The following is a 16,524-nucleotide window of genomic DNA, read 5'->3' as shown; positions in this document are numbered from 1 at the left end:
CTCATTAGGCATTTCTCATTTATAATAATTTCTGTTATATTTAATATATACAAAAGAAAAAGAATCTTAATTGGGGAGAGATTCAGATGATCGAGATTTATTTGTTTGTGAATCCGATAGGTCCAATTTGTTATCAATCCGAGTTGACCTTGTTGGACGCACTGAGTGATCAAAGAAAAAAAATACAATTGCATATATTACCAATCATGAATTTACACACTGTGGGGATTTCAATGGATTACCTTTCAATGGATCGATCCGATCTAGGATTGCGTAATCAACAAACCAGTCAAATCTATGAGGCTTCATTGGACTACAAAGCAGCTCAGCTTCAAGGTCGAAAAATCGCCCGCGACTTTTTACTTAAACTTCAATGTCAAGTAGGCGTAAATAAAGAACCTTATTCCTTCGAATTAGTCAAACAGATTTTCGCTGAAACAAACGGCGATCTTGACATGTTTTTAGAAGATCGCAAGTCTGATTTGATCAAGCAGAATTTCGCATCCGACCAAAGTGTTGCTCGCGAAATGGGCATTACGATGTCTCCTTCGGCTGTAGTGTATAATTTCGGTTGTGAACGAGATTATGGTGTCTTATTAGAAGGAATGGAAGCTCTTAGAAATATTCCACACCTTTGCCGAACAGATCAGGAAAACTATCGTTTATTCTATCAAAAGAAAGATATCAGGGATGCTGATGTTCCTCGTATCGACTCGTTGAATCGACGACTTGTCTTGCTTTAAAACAATCAATAAAACATCCAAACGCTGATCGAGTCACCCTCGTTTTGGTGGTCTCCTATTAATAAGAGACCGTCAAAGGGTGGATCCATCGTTTGGATGTTTTTTCTATTCAGTCCTATCAGAATTTTTCTTTGAAGGATCTTTTTTAGAAAGCTCTTTTTTATCTGTAGGGTCTTGATCCGGCAATTCGGTCTGCTTCTCTTTGTGGGCAGATACAGCTTCTTTCGTGACAACTTCCCGTTTTTTCTTGCTATTATCCAAGCGACGGGCAAAAATTTCTTCCTTGTCCATTCCAAAGGCCCCCTTTCCTCTTTCATTTCTATCGTAACATGGAAATACTTTTGCTTCTTGCAATTTGCTTACTCATAAAAAAAGATTTTTTCACTTTAAAGTTTAAATTGAGGTTTCTGTTGACAAGCAAATCCTTCCTATACTTACTTTTTTTCTAGGCGTCACCATCAAAATAAGGCAATCAACCTGTTGCTTAAAAAAGCCACTGACGATCGATCAACGATCCTTCAGTGGCTAAGACAGTCTTGCTTATGCTTCTAATTCCTTGACTAATGCTTCCAATTCATCCAACCGTTGTTCAAAGACTTTCATCGCGTCTTTGATATAATCTGCTTTAGTCATATCAACTCCAGCTTTTTTCATCACTTCAATTGGATAATCGCTGTTGCCTGCTTTTAGATAGGTCAAATATTTCGTTAAGGCATCAGGCTCTCCTGTTAAAATTTTCTTAGCTAGTGCAGAAGCTGCCGAAAAGCCTGTTGCGTATTGATAGACATAGTAATTGTAGTAAAAATGCGGGATACGTGACCACTCTAGACTGATCTCAGGATCTTTTTCTACAGAAGGACCGTAGTATTTAGCATTCAGCTCACCATAGCTGTCACTCAAAAATTCACTAGTCAATGGCGTTCCTTTGGCATCTTCTACGTGCATAAAGTGTTCAAACTCAGCAAATTGTGTCTGACGGAAAATCGTTCCTTTAAATCCATCCAGAAAATGATTCAAGACATAGGCTTTTACGCGAGGATCAGTTTCAGTTTGCAACATGTATTCTGTCAAGATGTTCTCGTTAGTTGTTGAAGCAATTTCCGCCAAGAAAATGGAATAATCGCCATAAACATAAGGTTGATTGTTGCGAGTAAAATAACTGTGGACACTGTGACCCATCTCATGCACCAATGTGAACAATTGATCCAAACGATCATTCCAGTTCATCAAAATATAGGGTAATGTGTCGTACGCGCCAGATGAATAGGCGCCACTGCGTTTGCCTTTATTTTCGACAACATCGATCCAGCGATTTTCAAACGCTTCGTTTACCACGGCTAAATATTCTTCACCTAGAGGTTTTAAAGCATCTTTGGCTTTTGCGACAGCTTCTTCATAGCTATAGCGAATCGGAGCTTCCCCTAGAATTGGTGTATAGACATCATACATATGCAAAGTATCAACAGTCAATAAGCGTTTTCTTAACTCCATGTAACGATGCAGCAGCGGCAAATGTTCATTCACGACAGCTACCAAGGTGTCATAGACACTTTCCGGGATGTGGTTGGCACTTAATGCAGCTTGTCGAGCAGACTCATAGTGGCGTGCTTTAGCTTTAAAGTTATGGGCTTTGATATTGGTACTTAATGTTTGGGCAAATGTATTACGGAACTGCTCATAGACACCATACAACCCTTTAAAGGCAGCTTCCCGTACGGAACGGTCGGTATTTTCCATCAATTGACCATAAACACCATGAGATAATTGAACTTTCTCTCCATTCTCGTCTTCAACGATCGGAAATTCTAAATCGGCATTGTTTAATACGGAAAAAATATTTCCAGAAGCGCCGAATATTTCTCCTGCACCTGCTAGTAAAGCTTCTTGTTCAGCCGGCAAAACATGGGGACGGTTATTGACAGTTTTTTCAATAAGATGGCGGTAAATGGCCAATTCCGGCTCTTGGTCGAAATAACCCCAAATAGTTGCATCATCCATTGAAAGCAATTCAGGATCAAACCAGGCAATCGCTTCACTTACTTGAGCAACAAGGTTGCTGGCTTTTGCATAAAGCCCTTGATAGGTTGTGTTGGCTGTATCTTGATCATTTTTCAGATGACTGTATACATAGAGTTTTTCCAGTTTACGGGAGATCGCTAACACATATTCTAATGCTTCCTTGAAAGCTGCTGGTCCTTGTGATAATGTCCCTTTGAAATCATCAGCCTGCTTCAACTCAGCCACGATCTCTTGGAACGCTTCTTCAAATGCCCCATCATCGGCATAGATCTTTGTAAGGTCCCATGTTAATGCTTCCGGTAGATCCGCACGATCTGGTAATTGTTTTGTTTCTGACATATTCTTCACTCCTTTACATACTAAAATAATCTTAACATACTTTTGGCGGGAACCAAGCTAAGAGAATCAAAAAGGTTGAATTTTCTGGAAATCAGAACATTCTTGATAAATACGTTTCAATAGTAGCCCTTGATCAATCATAGGAAACAACCAGTTCCAATTCATTTTGCGCAACTGATTCAGCCAGTGAGAAAAATTTCGATTTGCATTTTGATGAAATAAAAAACGCAGGACTAAAATTCGATGTTCCAACAAAAAACCATAATCACTGGGATGATAGCACCAATGCGGCAGATTGCCGATATGTCCTCCGAGAGGGTAAAGGAGTGCTTGAAGACTGAGGATCTGTTTTTGCTGTTGCATCAGCTTGTGTAATAACCAGACTCGGTAAGCTTCCGGCTACCACCTTTGATGGTATGTTCGACAGGACTTTCTAGAATAATTGTTTAGCGATGGGCAGCAGCCGATAGGTTCTCCTTTCCGAAAATAACGTCTACGAAAAGAAACACCCCACTTATAATGCCAATTGATCTCGTATATGAGACCAACGCGTTGCTCTTGTGTATCTATGATCCACAAATAAAACCCCGGTTGCTCCGCAAAACGGCAACAGGCCTTTTGCAAAACGGTCCATCGATGGTGTAGTTGCGGCTGTAGATGTTTGCCTAGAAGCCACCAAGGAGAATAGTTATAGGCAAGATACTTCTCTGTTCGTTGGACAAAGCGGCTCCAAGACAAAGCCGAACACTGTACTTCAATCGCTGTTTTGCCCACAAGAAGATCCGGTCGCTGCTGCAAATCCGGCAAGTAAGCTTCTATTTCGATCGTTTCATCTGTTAGCCATTCGTAGAGGAGCTCCTTTGCTGACAAATGTTCCTCCGTCTCTCCTTCACTAAACACTTCGCAGTTAGCCGCAGCATAATGAGCGAAATGATGGCGTTTCAGGAGGCCTTTCCTTAAGTGCACCGGTTCATGACATCCTGGACAATAAAAGGGTTCTGAATCTTTCTTCGCCTGATCAGCTTTGATCCGCTGCTGCTGGTTGTCATACGCAATAATCATCTTCTCACCTCAAAAAGAAATACGCAAAAAAGCGAGAAAATGATTGTAGCCATTTTCTCGCTTTTACGATTATAAGTGAACATTAGACATTTTTGAAGTAGTAACGGGTCAATTCCAATGCGTCATGCTCCATAATGATTTTTCCATACTCTGCCAAAACCTCTGAAGTGACTTGTGTCCGGTTAGCAAATTCCATTAAATAAGCCAGTGCATTCTCAACTTCGATGTCTGTCGTATCGTTATCCATAAATTGGACTTCTAGATAGTAACGGTCATTCATTTGATAAAGATTCGTGGTCACTGAATCCAAATACACTTCGAACGCTAATTGAACCATTGCTTCAAAGCTGTTCAATTCAAAAATAAAACGATTGCCTAACTCCGGCTGGGACTCTGTCTCTTGTAATTGTGACGCGACATGCTTCTTCAACATATCCGTAATGTCCTCAGTTGAACCATCGCTCATATCATCAAAGTTTTCCATTCCTTCAGGCGGTAGATTTTTGCTGATAAACAATTCTAAGCCATCCCCTTTAGGTAAGACTTGAAAGGTCACCGCTTCACTGCCTTTAAATTCTTCATCAATATCTACTTCTTCTAATATGCTATAAAAAAAGTTTTCAATCTCATTGTGATTTCCAAGAAGGTCAAGAAAAGTGATGCCCCTAGCAGCTAAATCTTCGCTCTTGATCAGTACACGGATCGTATTTTCATTGATATGTTCCATTTCCATATTAGCTACACCTCACTTTTGCTAATCACTATAGGTTCATTTTAACGAAACCTGTTGAAAAGTAAAGAGAAAACGCATATCCTCTTAAGAAAATCCTAAAATGCCAAAAAAAGAGATCAGCTTTTCATTCACTGATCTCATAACTATTTGATTTTTATAAGCCTGCCATCAATTGTGCTTGACGTAGTTCTAGTTGACGAACATCTCTTGGCAAGAAACGACGGATTTCATCTTCATTAAAACCAACTTGGAGTCGTTTTTCATCAATCATGATCGGACGACGCAATAATCCTGGGTTTTCTTGTACAAGTGTCAATAAATCTTTTAGCGGCAGGTCATCTAGATCCATGTTCAATTTTTGAAAAACTTTGGATCTTGTAGAGATAATTTCTTCTGTACCATCTTCTGTCATTTGTAAGATTGCTTTTAATTCAGAAATATTTAAAGGTTCTGAGAAAATATTTCTTTCAACAAAAGGAATCTCATGCTCTTGCAACCACGCACGAGCTTTGCGACAAGATGTGCAACTTGGGGAAGTATATAGTGTCAACAACGTGCATCTCTCCTTTTTTAAATTCCATTCGCAAGTTCTGTTGTCTTGCTTGATTTTAATTATACAGAACTATTTTAAAAAAATCTAGTGTAAATTTTGTATTTTTTAATAAAAATCTCAAGTTATATTAAAAGAGAAACCTCTCAAACAAAAGCTTTCACAAACTTTACATCAATTTAAATGAGAAAAATCAAATTTTTTTTTAATTTCATTTCTTTTGTATAACAGTGTGTCAAAATTGTATCATGAACCATAGATTTATTTAAATCACTCTAGTGATTTAATTCTATCGTTTTTTAATTTTGATAAAATATTCGATAATATCTGACTCCTCTATACAAGTTTCTTTCTATAATACTAGTACTCTCTCATTGGTCTTTACCAATCTTTTTTTACACCTAAAACTCGTTAAAAACTTACAAACAGAGAAAAGAACTTGTTATTAAAAGACTTCAAAAAAGCGGAAATCTGTATTATCACGTATTCTATTCCAAGTCATTAGTTGCTCATTATGAGTGAAAAATCATTTCATCGGCAACGAATATGACAAATGTTACAAACAAAGAAAGCGTTTGATAAGTAAATCCTAACAAATCTCTTTGAAGAAATCAGCGATATCCACTGAATATGTTTATTTGCATATAAACGAAAAAAGCGATCGAAGTCGCTTTTTTCGTCTAATTTTTGAACTGGGCATCATATAATGCTTTGTAATGTCCCCCTGTTGCTAACAGTTGCTCGTGGGTTCCTTCTTCCAAGATCCCTTTATCGCTGACAACAATGATCCTTGTCGCATGTTTGATGGTAGCCAAACGATGGGCAATAATCAATGTGGTCCGTCCATCAGCTAATGAGTTCAATGATTCTTGAATCACTTGTTCTGTTTCTGTATCCAACGCAGAGGTCGCTTCATCTAAGATCAAGATTGGCGGATTTTTTAGAAACATTCGGGCAATCGCTACCCGTTGCTTTTGACCACCAGAAAGTTTGACCCCGCGTTCTCCAATGACTGTTTCCAATCCTTCAGGCATTTGGTCGATTACTTGTTCTAAATGAGCGAGTTTCACGGCTTGAGCAATTTCTTCTTCTGACGCATCCAATTTCCCATAAGCAATGTTTTCTCGAATCGTTCCCGGGAACAAGAAAACATCTTGCTGAACAGTTCCGATCTGGCCCCGTAGTGAGGCAAGCGTCATGTCTTGGATATTGATTCCGTCAATCGTGATCTGACCCTCAGTTACTTCATAAAACCGCGGCAGTAAATTGCAAAGCGTTGTTTTTCCAGAACCGCTTTGTCCCACAAAAGCGACAGTCTCGCCGGATTGAATCGTTAGATCAATATGGTTCAATACCTTCGTCGCATCTGCATAAGCAAAGGAAACATCTTGATAAACGATATCGCCTTTTAGTGCGTGTACATCGATGGCATTTGGCTTATCTTGAATCGCCGGTCTCTTGTCCAGCTCTTCTGTCAGGCGTTTGAAGCCAGCAAATCCTTTCGGATAGCTTTCAATCATGGTATTGACCTTTTCGATTGGCCGAACAAAGACATTGGATAACAAGATAAATCCAACAAACTGTCCATTCGTCAATTCCCCTTTGATCACGTAATAGGCCCCAAAAATCAAGGCAAACAAATTGATCAGTCGAATCAGAAAGTAATTATAGGCAGAACTGATTGCCATCACTTTATAAAAGACGATTTTTGAACGACGATAAAGGCCGCTCAGACCGTCAAATCGTTGATGTTCAAACGTCTCATTGGCAAAAGACTGAGTCACACGAATGCCGCTGACTGCTGCTTCTACCCCAGCATTGAATTCACCTAGATTGTCATAGATCTCTGTATTGACTTTCGTCATTTTCTTATTGAAGAAAACCAGTGCAATCGTAATCAATGGAATCAGTGCAAAAGTAGCAAGTGCAAGTTGAACATGCATATTGAGCATCAGCAAGAATGAACCGATCAATGTCATGATCGTAATAAAGACGTCCTCGGGACCATGGTGAGCAACTTCTGATATTTCAAACAAGTCAGTCGTTAGCCGACTGATCAAACGTCCAGTTTTTTGATTGTCATAATATTCAAAAGACTGTGTCTGTAAGTGTCGGAATAATTCTTGACGCATATCTGTCTCGATATTGACACCCAATTTATGGCCATAAAAGACCACGATATATTGCAAGATCGTATTGACCAGATAAAATAAAAATAGCCCCAAACAAGCGAGCAAAATCAGCCGAAAATTGTTCTGCGGCATAATCTTGTCGATCACTTGATTCACGGCAACTGGAAAAACCAATTCAAGCAGCCCTGCAAAGACAGCACAAGTAAAATCTAAGACAAACAATGACCGGTATGGCCGATAATAGCTAAAAAACCTTTTTAACACACTTCCTCCTCCTTTTCATTAATCTACATTATAAGCAAGTCTTTCTGGAAAAGCAAAATGAGAAATCGATTGAAAAGGGTAAAATTCACTCAAATTTGAAAAAGCGATGAGACCAAGGATTTCTAAAATTAGTAAATAAAACCTTTATTTATCAAGCTTTAAGCCCTTTTTTTCTCTCAAGATATCCGCTATTATATGTTCGAAAACAAAATGAAAATTTTCACTACATTTGAAAGGCGTGTCTCTTTTGCTTAATGCGGTAATCTTTGATGTCGATGATACTTTATACGATCAACAACAACCATTTCGAAATGCGGTTACAACCATCATACCTGAAGTAGCAACAACAGATCTCCATCCTCTTTATATTCGTTTTCGCGTACATAGCGATGACCATTTTGGAAAAGTCATCTCAAAAGAATGGACATTAGAAGAATTTCGTACCTTTAGACTATGTCAATCGCTGATTGATTTAGGCTACTCCCCTTTATCAAATGATGCTAGCCGATTGTTTCAAGCGACTTACGAGACAGAGCTAGACAACATCCAACTTCATCCAGCCGTAGAAAAAACTCTCAATACCTTGGCTTCATTTCCTATCAAGCTTGGAATCATTACCAATGGCCCAACAGATCACCAACAAAAGAAAATCGATCAATTGGAATTGACTCGCTGGATCCATCCAGAATACATGCTGATTTCTCAAGCAACAGGGTACCAAAAACCGGATATTGAACTTTTTCAGCTTGCTGAAGAACGATTTGATTTAGATCCCTCACGGACATTATACGTGGGAGATAACTTTGACAATGATGTCTTTGGCTGTAAACAAGCGGGATGGCAAGCCCTTTGGCTGAATCATCGCCGACGCCAAGCTCCCGAAATCAAAAATTGTCACCCTGACTGTACGTTAACTGCTTTTGAAGAGCTGACAGAGGGTATCTTATCCTTTACAGATGCAGTTGTGATGGTTCGCTAAAAACTAAGAGACAGCTATAGATGCAAATCTTCGCATCCTAGCTGTCTCTTGCTTTCGTATCAAGGGTTTTGTTTTCGCTGAATCTATTCTTCACCAATGCTTAAAATCAACCGAATATCTTCTTCCGTCATTTGGTTCAGCTGGGCTTCATTCCCTTGGATAACTTTTTGGAATAGTTCCCGCTTTTCTTGCTGCAAAGCATCCATTCGTTCTTCAATGGTTCCTTCAGCGATCATTCGCCAAACTTCCACAACCTTTTTCTGACCGATTCGATGTGCCCGGCCAGCGGCTTGTTCTTCCACTGCAGGATTCCACCATAAGTCATATAAAATGACCGTATCCGCCCCTGTCAGATTCAATCCAGTTCCGCCGGCTTTTAATGAGATCAAAAAGACATCTTTTTCTCCACTATTGAAAGCATCGACCATACTCAAACGGTCTTGAGGAGGAGTGCTTCCTCGTAAATAGAAGGTTTCAATTCCTTCTTGAGCAAGTTCTTCTTCAATGATCGAAAGCATGCTTGTAAACTGTGAGAATAAGAGCACACGGCGGCCGTTTTCTTTTGCTGCTTGAATCAGGTCTTTGACCTGTTCTAGCTTGCCTGATGTGCCTTCGTAATCTTCCACAAACAATCGCGGATCGCAGCAGATTTGACGCAAACGAGTAAGGCCAGCCAAGATGCTGATACGATTTTTGCGAAATGCTGCTGTATCCATTTGTGCGATTTCTTCCCGCATTTGGCGCAAATACGCAAGGTAGATTTTTTTCTGCTCTTCTGTCAGTACACTATAATAATTCGTTTCTAACTTCTCTGGCAGATCTTGAAGAACGGATTTTTTATCGCGTCGCAAAATGAATGGCTTGATCATTTTTGCGATCTCTTGTGTCGTCAATTCTTTGTAGCGTTGTTTATTGGGGAAAAATCCCGGCATGATCATCTCAAATAAGGACCACAACTCTTCAAGATTATTCTCGATGGGTGTCCCACTCAATGCAAATCGATGGGGAACATTTAAAGAACGCAATGCTTGTGCTGTTTTGGTTCCGCTGTTTTTGACCATTTGCGCCTCATCCAAGATCAAATACGCTAAACCTAATTCTTGGTACTGGTCGATGTCCTGCCGTAAGCTGGCATAAGATGTGATGCGGACATCTGCCGGCAGCTGTAATTGGCTGCCGCGTTCCTCCCGAGAACCACTGATCACCACCGACTGGATCGTTGGTGCAAAGCGTTTGATTTCTTGCTGCCAATTATACGTCAAACTCGCAGGTGCAACGATCAGAGCATTCAACTGTTGCTTCTCTTGCTTTTCAGACAACAAGTAGCTGATTGTTTGAACTGTCTTCCCTAATCCCATTTCGTCTGCAAGTATGCCGCCAAATTGATACTGACTCAGCATCTTCAGCCAACGAAATCCGACCTCCTGATAGTGTCTTAATTGCGCTTGGAGCTGATGAGGCAATGGTGCAGAAAATTTTTCTGGATGAATCAAATCTGTCGTCATTTGTTTGAATCCTTGACTAAAAGTTGCTTGGTCAGCTAGTTCTTCTTGCAAATACAATCCTTGGTTCAACGGAACTTGTAACGTACCTGACTGAGATACAAAGGCTGTCCGTAATTTTTTCAGCGCGGCGCTTGCTTCTTGAAAGGCTTCTGTTTCCAGTGAAAGAACTTGCCCATTTTCTGTCGTGTAAAAACGATCAGCCTGCAACAAACTCCGCAAGACAGCATCGATCTCCGATTCAGCGATCCCGCTGACATCAAAGTGAATATCCAGCCAGGAACCATTTTCTTCAATTTCGATCGTTGGACGGTGCTGCTGTGCATCTAAGTAAAGTTCCCGCAATTTTTTGCCGATACGTACTTCTCCTAGTTGGCGCAGTAAAGGAATTTCACGAGTGAAAAAGGCAAACAATTCTTCCCCTTCCGGTAGCGCTTTGAACCAATTTTTGATACTTTTTTGATACTTCATTCTTTCAACTACTTGTTCGATCCGCTTTTCCTGTGGGTAATCCCTTAAAATCTCTGGATGGGCCTCAGGAATCACTTGATGCTTTTCGTCAGTCGAAAAAGTCACTTCGCCATAATTGAAATCAATTTGCAAATCGATCTGACCTTTGATTTTACGCAGTGAAAAAACAACGGCTAACGGACTCTCTTGGATCTCTGCTCCGACTTCTTTTGTGATCTCTACCGTGCCGATCTTGCGTAAATGAGGCAAAACTTGCATAAATAAGTTGGACAGTTCCGCTTTTGGATAAATGATTCTTGGTTCTTCAAAGCGTTTGAATAATTGCTGCATCGTCAAATAGACTTCTTTTTGGTCCATCGTCAATTCAACGATCGTATCGCCTTGAAGGCCCCAATTGTAATAGCTCAGCAAGTGATCAAAATCCCTCGTCAAAGATAACGGAAATTGACCGTGTTCTTTTTGAACACGAAAATGCAGCGGCTTGCCTTCAGAAAAAGTCACTTGACGAAGTTTAGCGTTGCCAATCGTTAACTGCATATAAGCAGCGTTCATTTTCTCTAATAGTTCTTTCCCGTATTCAACTGGCAATAGCAAATACTTTTTGTCTAGTTTGCCTTTCACTTGGATGCCAGCTTGTCCAATCAGCTGCTGTGTCTGAGCAATGCCTAGTAAGCGGATCAGAATATCATTGTTGGTTTGGTCAAATGCTTCACTCGTTAAAAGAAACTCTGTTTGTTTGTTCGCCAGATAGCTCTTTTTTTCTTGATAGACTTGCAAAAATTTATAGATATTTTTGACGACATATGTCTTTGAAGTTCCCCGTTGACCGACTTTTAGTGAAATCCCTAGAACATCCATCTCCTGGTGGTAAGGGTTCGTGGTCAGATTTTCGACACGATATTCAATTTGCAAAGGAGTGATCGTCCGCTGTCCAGACTGCAATCGATTGAATCCCTGAGAAAACATCTCCGAAGCCGAAAATGCGGCTTTTGCTGGCTTTTTTTCTTCTGTGATTTGTCTTGTTTTACCTTGCTTTCGTAAATAAAGTTCAACAGCTATAGTGTGTTTACAATAGTGATGTTCTTCCCAAAAGGGGCATTGGCAATAATCGATCTCTTTAGCCGTCGCATCAAGATCGACTAAATATAGCTCACTTCCCAAGACTTCCGCATGCCATACCTTTCTCTCTGGATCTGGAATAACCGATAGGACGCGACCTTCATTTAGATAGGTCCGACCTCTTTCAATGACTTTTTCTGGAATACTCCATTTCATATGCTTCTGATTCCTCCTTTCTCTAAAGTTTTGTACGAATTTTGCTTTGTCCACTGCCATCTGTTTGAACAACGACTTGCTGCAAGATTCGCTCTCTTAATTCTCTTACATGACTAATGATCCCAATCATCCGCCCTTCATTTTCAATCATTTCTAATGCTTCCATCGCCATTTCCAACGATTCTTCATCTAATGAGCCAAATCCTTCGTCAATAAACAACGCCTCGATCTCGATGCCTCCCGAACGATTTTGGATCACATCAGCTAATGAGATAGCCAATGCCAATGCGGCAATAAAACTTTCACCACCCGATAAGGTATGTGCTCGCCGAAGACTGCCAGCATTATCATCATAGATATCGATCTCCAACCCTGTCGAGCTTCGATAGCTCCCCACTTTGTCTGCCAACTCGAATTGATAACGTCCTCTTGTCAACCGAGCTAGGCGAACATTCGCCACTTCTAAGATCTCTGTTAAAAATCGTTGCAGAACATAGCGTTCCAAACTGGTCTTCTTTTCATTTTCTCCATTGATGACTTCTGATAGTTGCTGTAAATGGCTGATTTTTTCTAATTGCTTGGTGTTTTGTTGATAGATTATCTGCAATTCTTCAAGTAATCGCTGATTTTGCTTGATTTGTTCTTTTCCTCGGATTACTTGTTCTTGTAATTGTTCTACCGCTGCTTCAGACTGGTCTACTTGTTCTTGCAAGACTTCCAAGTCAGGCACAGCTTTGTTTTGCAAAAATTGTGCCAGTTCAAGCTGTCGCTGTTGAACAAAACGTTGTTGTTGTTCATAGGTTTTTATCGTACTGCGTAGCTCCTGGCGTTCCTCAAGATCATTGAGCAGACTGCGCATCTGTTGTTCGGTACATGCCGCAGGCAAGACTTCTTCCAAGCGTTCTTGGGCTAGCTGAGCAGCTTGTTGCTTGTCGGCTAGAAACTGTTGCAGATTTCGTTGCTGCTCTGTCAGGATCGTATACTGTTCCTTCAAACGTTGCTCTTCCAACTGATCCGCTTCAATCAGAGCTGCTAAACGAGACGATTGTGCTGCTAGTTGCTCCTGTTCCTCGTTCAACTGCTCCAGAGATACTCCCTCCGTTTGCTCTTTTAGTGAGGACAGTTTTCCTTCTTCCAAACGTAAAGCGTCACTAGCAGTCTTGAGACTTGCTTCAAGTGCTGTCAATTCTTCTGTAAGATGTTGGCTGTTTGCTTGGACCTCTGTCAATTTCTGACTGTCTAGAGCAAATTGCTCTTTCAACTGCTGATTGATTTGTTGGCATTTGAAATAGGTAGTGGCAATTTCCTTTTCAGTCAATCCTTCTGCCAGCAATGGATCAGCTGGTTCCTTGTCAGCTCCTTCTTTCAGAACTGTTTGACCTAGCATATTTTTCATCAACGGCTGGAGGATTTCTCGCAGTGTCTGATACGTTGTCTGTTGTTTTTCCTTCAACGCGCTCATTTTTTGTTTAATTGTTTGAAACTGGTCATTGACTTGTTCTAGCAGCAGCAAGTTCGTCGAACGGTCTTCACCAACTTGTTGCAGCTGATTCTCCAAAGATTCAAGTTGCTGCTCGCTATCAATGATTTCTTCATTACTATACTCTGTATGTTTTTGAGCAGCGGGGTGTTCAAAAGAGCCGCAGACCGGACAAGGTTCCCCCTCCACCAATAAGAGACTCAAACGAGCAATCTGCATCTTGGCATTTCGACTTTTTTCTTGCACCAATTCTTCAGTTAACTCATCATATTTACTTACTAACTGCTGCTGCTTCTCTTGCAATTTTCGCTGCTGGTCTGTTAGTTGCTGTTGGGTATCAGTCAGCTGCTGCTCCTCTTTTTTCAACATCTGCCATTGGTACAATAGATTTTCTCCACGAACCAGTTGGACTTCCTGTACTTGGTAGATCGAATGCTTTTGGATTTCTTCTTTTAATCCTTGCTCCTGATTCATAGCAAGATTTTGCTGTTCTTTCAGATGCTGCGCTTGTTTTTCCTGTTGAGTCACCGTTTCCTGCAAAGAAGCGACCTGTTTTTCTTGTTGCTGAACTTGCTCGGCTAATGGTTTTAACTGTGCCAGTATTTGTAAACGTTGCTTAGCTGCCGTATGTTCGTCCTTTCGATCTACCTGAACTTCTCGGCTTTTGTCCCATATCTCTTGAGACTCTTGCCATTGTTCTAATGATTGCTGATTGAATGTAAGTTGTTGAATAGCCTGTGCTACTTCAGCTGTCCGCTCATCTTTTTGGCGTAAGATTTCTTGATGCTCACTCGCCCAGTCTAGCTGCTGCAGCCGCAGTTTATCGTCTAAAATTTGACTTTCTTTCGCAGCTAGATTCGCTGCCTGTTGGCTGAGTTCCTGTTGCTCGGCAAGTGCTTTATGGATTTCTTTTGCCAAATAAAAAGCTTCCTGTGCGGTCTTTTTCTCTTGCTCCGCTTGGGATTTTTTTGCTTCAATTGTTTGCTGATGACTTCGTTGTTTCTCAAGATCTGTCTGCCAGTACGCTAATGTCTCAACCAACGAAACCGGAGTTGCCGGTTCGGTCCACTCAAAGCGTGTGACCAAATGATCCGCTGCCGTTTGTTGTTTTTCAATTTGTTTGGTTTGCTTTTTGACCTGTTCTTTCAGCCATTCATTGAAGCGCTGATACATTTCCGTTCCAAAAATATTCCGCAAAACTTTTTCTTTCTCATTACTGCTGGCGATCAAAAAATTGCGAAATTCTCCTTGAGGCAGCAAAATGATTTGGAAGAATTGTTTGGCATCCAATTGCAGCAGATCTTTGATGAAGATATCTACTTCATTTTTTTTGCTGATTTGTTTGCGCTCTTTTCCTTGCTGATCATAGATCGTCAACCGTACCTTAGCTGCTTGATTCGTGACTCCATCGCCGCGTTTTTTGGCTAAGACTTGTTCGGGACGTCGTTCGATCTCATAGTGCAAATGTTGATGGTCAAAGGAAAAACGGACACTCGTCTCTTCTGTGGGGGAAGCGAATGTCGAACGCATTTCTTTACCGGACCGCAAATTTCCGGAAGTTTCTCCAAATAATGCAAATGTCATTCCATCAAAGATCGTCGTCTTGCCAGCCCCGGTTTTCCCGCTGACTAGAAACAAACCACCTTCTTGAAAGTCGCCAAAATCCAGTTCCTCATGAATGTAGGGACCAAAGTTTTTCATGATTAATTTTCTTGGCTGCATGACTGCTCTCGCTCCTTCTCTCCACCCGCTGTCAAACCTGTGAGCCATTTTTGCTGCTGCTCATTTAACGGTTCTCCAGTCATTTCTTTATAAAAATGGGCGATCACCCGTTGCGGATCCTCCTCATCGGCTAATGTCAAATTTTTCTTGCTGACGGTTCGCCCACTTTGCCGCTCCACAGATAAAATTCGAGGATAGACCCGCCGTAATTGATTCATCATATTAGGAATTACGGCTCGATCCGTTAACGTGAAGTGTAAGAAGGCCTCTCGATCCACTTGCCGATAAAAGGCAGGATCAAGCAATGTTTCAAAAGAAGCAGTGTATTGCTGAAGATCTCTTTTTGGCCGCAACGGATAAAAATGCCGCTGGTCCTTTTGAGTATCTACGATATAAACACCTTTCTCATTGGTTATTTCAGACAATGAAAATTTCAACGGAGACCCGCTATAACGGATTCGTTCATGATTTAGCGCAGTATTTGCATGCAGATGTCCTAAGGCGACATAGTCAAACCCTTCAAAAGCCGTTGTCGGTACACTATCCAATCCGCCTACTTGAATTTTGGTTTCCGAATCCGTCTGGCTTGAACCAGCTACAAAAAAGTGAGTCACCAGGACTTGTTTTTTCGTAGAATCAAAATACTGCTTCATCTCTTGAAGGACCCGAGTCACCCCTTCTGCGATCGTTGTGATTTTTTCATCAAAAAACAAACGCGCTTCGATCGGTTCAAAATAAGGTAACAAGAAAAACTGGGTGTCAGAAAATTCAATCGGCTCAATACTTTCTTCAATGGAGGTCGTTAGGTAAAATTGCGTATTTTTGAACCATGGACTTCCAGTTTCAAGTCGTGTCGGACTATCATGATTACCAGAAATCGCTAGTAAAGGAAACTTTTTTTCTAAATTGATTTTCGCTATTTTCTCATTTAAACATTTCACTGCGTCAACGGCTGGCACCGTGCGATCATAAAGATCCCCAGCAATGATAATTGCATCTACTGATTGTTCTTCCGCCAGATCAATTATCTGGTCAATAATGTAACTTTGATCTTCGAGAAGATCATAGCCGTGTAATTTTTTACCTATGTGCCAATCTGCTGTATGTAAAAAACGCATATACCCACCCTCTTAAAAATATCCTTCCCATTATTATACCACTTTACGATTATGAATTGAATGTATCAACGTGATCTTCTCGTTCCCAGACAGTTGAGTCCTTCTTTTTCCAAACGGGTTCTCACACTGATTTGT

The 16,524-nt window shown here is 40.7% G+C and carries 12 protein-coding genes; 2 read left to right on the top strand and 10 right to left on the bottom strand.

Features of this window, described 5'->3' with window-relative positions:
* Nucleotides 1-86: 86 nt before the first annotated feature.
* Nucleotides 87-743: a DsbA family protein gene (locus IGJ28_RS09215; protein WP_103299933.1), complete on the top strand. Its 657-nt coding sequence runs from the start codon at nucleotides 87-89 to the stop codon at nucleotides 741-743.
* A 105-nt stretch (nucleotides 744-848) separates the two neighbouring features.
* Here the strand turns inward: IGJ28_RS09215 and IGJ28_RS09210 are convergent, their stop codons facing one another.
* The 7 genes from IGJ28_RS09210 to IGJ28_RS09180 form a co-directional block, all read right to left on the bottom strand.
* Nucleotides 849-1,097 (bottom strand): hypothetical protein, encoded by a 249-nt coding sequence (locus tag IGJ28_RS09210; protein WP_113849878.1) that lies wholly within the window; start codon nucleotides 1,095-1,097, stop codon nucleotides 849-851.
* A 186-nt stretch (nucleotides 1,098-1,283) separates the two neighbouring features.
* On the bottom strand, nucleotides 1,284-3,101 hold the full coding sequence (gene pepF / locus IGJ28_RS09205; RefSeq protein WP_252711841.1) for an oligoendopeptidase F: 1,818 nt from the start codon (nucleotides 3,099-3,101) through the stop codon (nucleotides 1,284-1,286).
* A 66-nt stretch (nucleotides 3,102-3,167) separates the two neighbouring features.
* Nucleotides 3,168-3,464, bottom strand: coding sequence for a hypothetical protein (locus tag IGJ28_RS09200; protein WP_438845336.1), 297 nt, complete (start codon nucleotides 3,462-3,464; stop codon nucleotides 3,168-3,170).
* Between the two features lie 36 nt (nucleotides 3,465-3,500).
* Nucleotides 3,501-4,163, bottom strand: a complete 663-nt coding sequence (locus tag IGJ28_RS09195) for a competence protein CoiA (RefSeq protein WP_252711840.1) — start codon at nucleotides 4,161-4,163, stop codon at nucleotides 3,501-3,503.
* Between the two features lie 82 nt (nucleotides 4,164-4,245).
* Nucleotides 4,246-4,896 carry an adaptor protein MecA gene (locus IGJ28_RS09190; protein ID WP_252711839.1) on the bottom strand — a complete coding sequence of 217 codons (651 nt, stop codon included), beginning with the start codon at nucleotides 4,894-4,896 and terminating at the stop codon, nucleotides 4,246-4,248.
* A gap of 154 nt (nucleotides 4,897-5,050) precedes the next feature.
* Complete coding sequence (gene spxA, locus IGJ28_RS09185; protein WP_003127030.1) at nucleotides 5,051-5,449, bottom strand: transcriptional regulator SpxA; 399 nt, start codon at nucleotides 5,447-5,449, stop codon at nucleotides 5,051-5,053.
* A gap of 677 nt (nucleotides 5,450-6,126) precedes the next feature.
* On the bottom strand, nucleotides 6,127-7,842 hold the full coding sequence (locus IGJ28_RS09180) for an ABC transporter ATP-binding protein (RefSeq protein ID WP_005472341.1): 1,716 nt from the start codon (nucleotides 7,840-7,842) through the stop codon (nucleotides 6,127-6,129).
* Nucleotides 7,843-8,089: 247 nt separating this feature from the next.
* Between IGJ28_RS09180 and IGJ28_RS09175 the strand changes: the two genes are divergently transcribed.
* A complete protein-coding gene (locus IGJ28_RS09175) occupies nucleotides 8,090-8,821 on the top strand; it encodes an HAD family hydrolase (RefSeq protein ID WP_252711838.1) in 732 nt (243 codons plus the stop codon).
* An 83-nt stretch (nucleotides 8,822-8,904) separates the two neighbouring features.
* Here the strand turns inward: IGJ28_RS09175 and IGJ28_RS09170 are convergent, their stop codons facing one another.
* From IGJ28_RS09170 to IGJ28_RS09160, 3 genes are read right to left on the bottom strand one after another with little or no spacing between them, the layout of a single operon-like run.
* Nucleotides 8,905-12,069: a DEAD/DEAH box helicase gene (locus tag IGJ28_RS09170; protein WP_252711837.1), complete on the bottom strand. Its 3,165-nt coding sequence runs from the start codon at nucleotides 12,067-12,069 to the stop codon at nucleotides 8,905-8,907.
* 22 nt (nucleotides 12,070-12,091) lie between these two features.
* Nucleotides 12,092-15,271, bottom strand: a complete 3,180-nt coding sequence (locus tag IGJ28_RS09165; protein ID WP_156247310.1) for an AAA family ATPase — start codon at nucleotides 15,269-15,271, stop codon at nucleotides 12,092-12,094.
* Nucleotides 15,253-16,389 (bottom strand): exonuclease SbcCD subunit D, encoded by a 1,137-nt coding sequence (locus IGJ28_RS09160; RefSeq protein WP_113849884.1) that lies wholly within the window; start codon nucleotides 16,387-16,389, stop codon nucleotides 15,253-15,255. Before IGJ28_RS09160 ends, IGJ28_RS09165 begins: the two co-directional genes overlap by 19 nt.
* Between the last annotated feature and the right edge of the window lie 135 nt (nucleotides 16,390-16,524).

Source organism: Enterococcus sp. AZ091 (assembly GCF_051714805.1).
GTDB lineage: Bacteria > Bacillota > Bacilli > Lactobacillales > Enterococcaceae > Enterococcus_D > Enterococcus_D gallinarum.
Note: the sequence above shows the minus strand (reverse complement) of the source record. Positions and strands in the feature narration are given on the sequence as shown.

What these genes read in the sequence shown, in the direction of transcription:
- IGJ28_RS09215 (WP_103299933.1), top strand. Translation starts at nt 87, where the DNA reads ATGATCGAGATTTATTTGTTTGTGAATCCGATAGGTCCAATTTGTTAT.
- pepF (WP_252711841.1), bottom strand. Translation starts at nt 3,101, where the DNA reads ATGTCAGAAACAAAACAATTACCAGATCGTGCGGATCTACCGGAAGCA.
- IGJ28_RS09200 (WP_438845336.1), bottom strand. Translation starts at nt 3,464, where the DNA reads ATGCAACAGCAAAAACAGATCCTCAGTCTTCAAGCACTCCTTTACCCT.
- IGJ28_RS09195 (WP_252711840.1), bottom strand. Translation starts at nt 4,163, where the DNA reads ATGATTATTGCGTATGACAACCAGCAGCAGCGGATCAAAGCTGATCAG.
- IGJ28_RS09190 (WP_252711839.1), bottom strand. Translation starts at nt 4,896, where the DNA reads ATGGAAATGGAACATATCAATGAAAATACGATCCGTGTACTGATCAAG.
- IGJ28_RS09170 (WP_252711837.1), bottom strand. Translation starts at nt 12,069, where the DNA reads ATGAAATGGAGTATTCCAGAAAAAGTCATTGAAAGAGGTCGGACCTAT.
- IGJ28_RS09165 (WP_156247310.1), bottom strand. Translation starts at nt 15,271, where the DNA reads ATGCAGCCAAGAAAATTAATCATGAAAAACTTTGGTCCCTACATTCAT.
- IGJ28_RS09160 (WP_113849884.1), bottom strand. Translation starts at nt 16,389, where the DNA reads ATGCGTTTTTTACATACAGCAGATTGGCACATAGGTAAAAAATTACAC.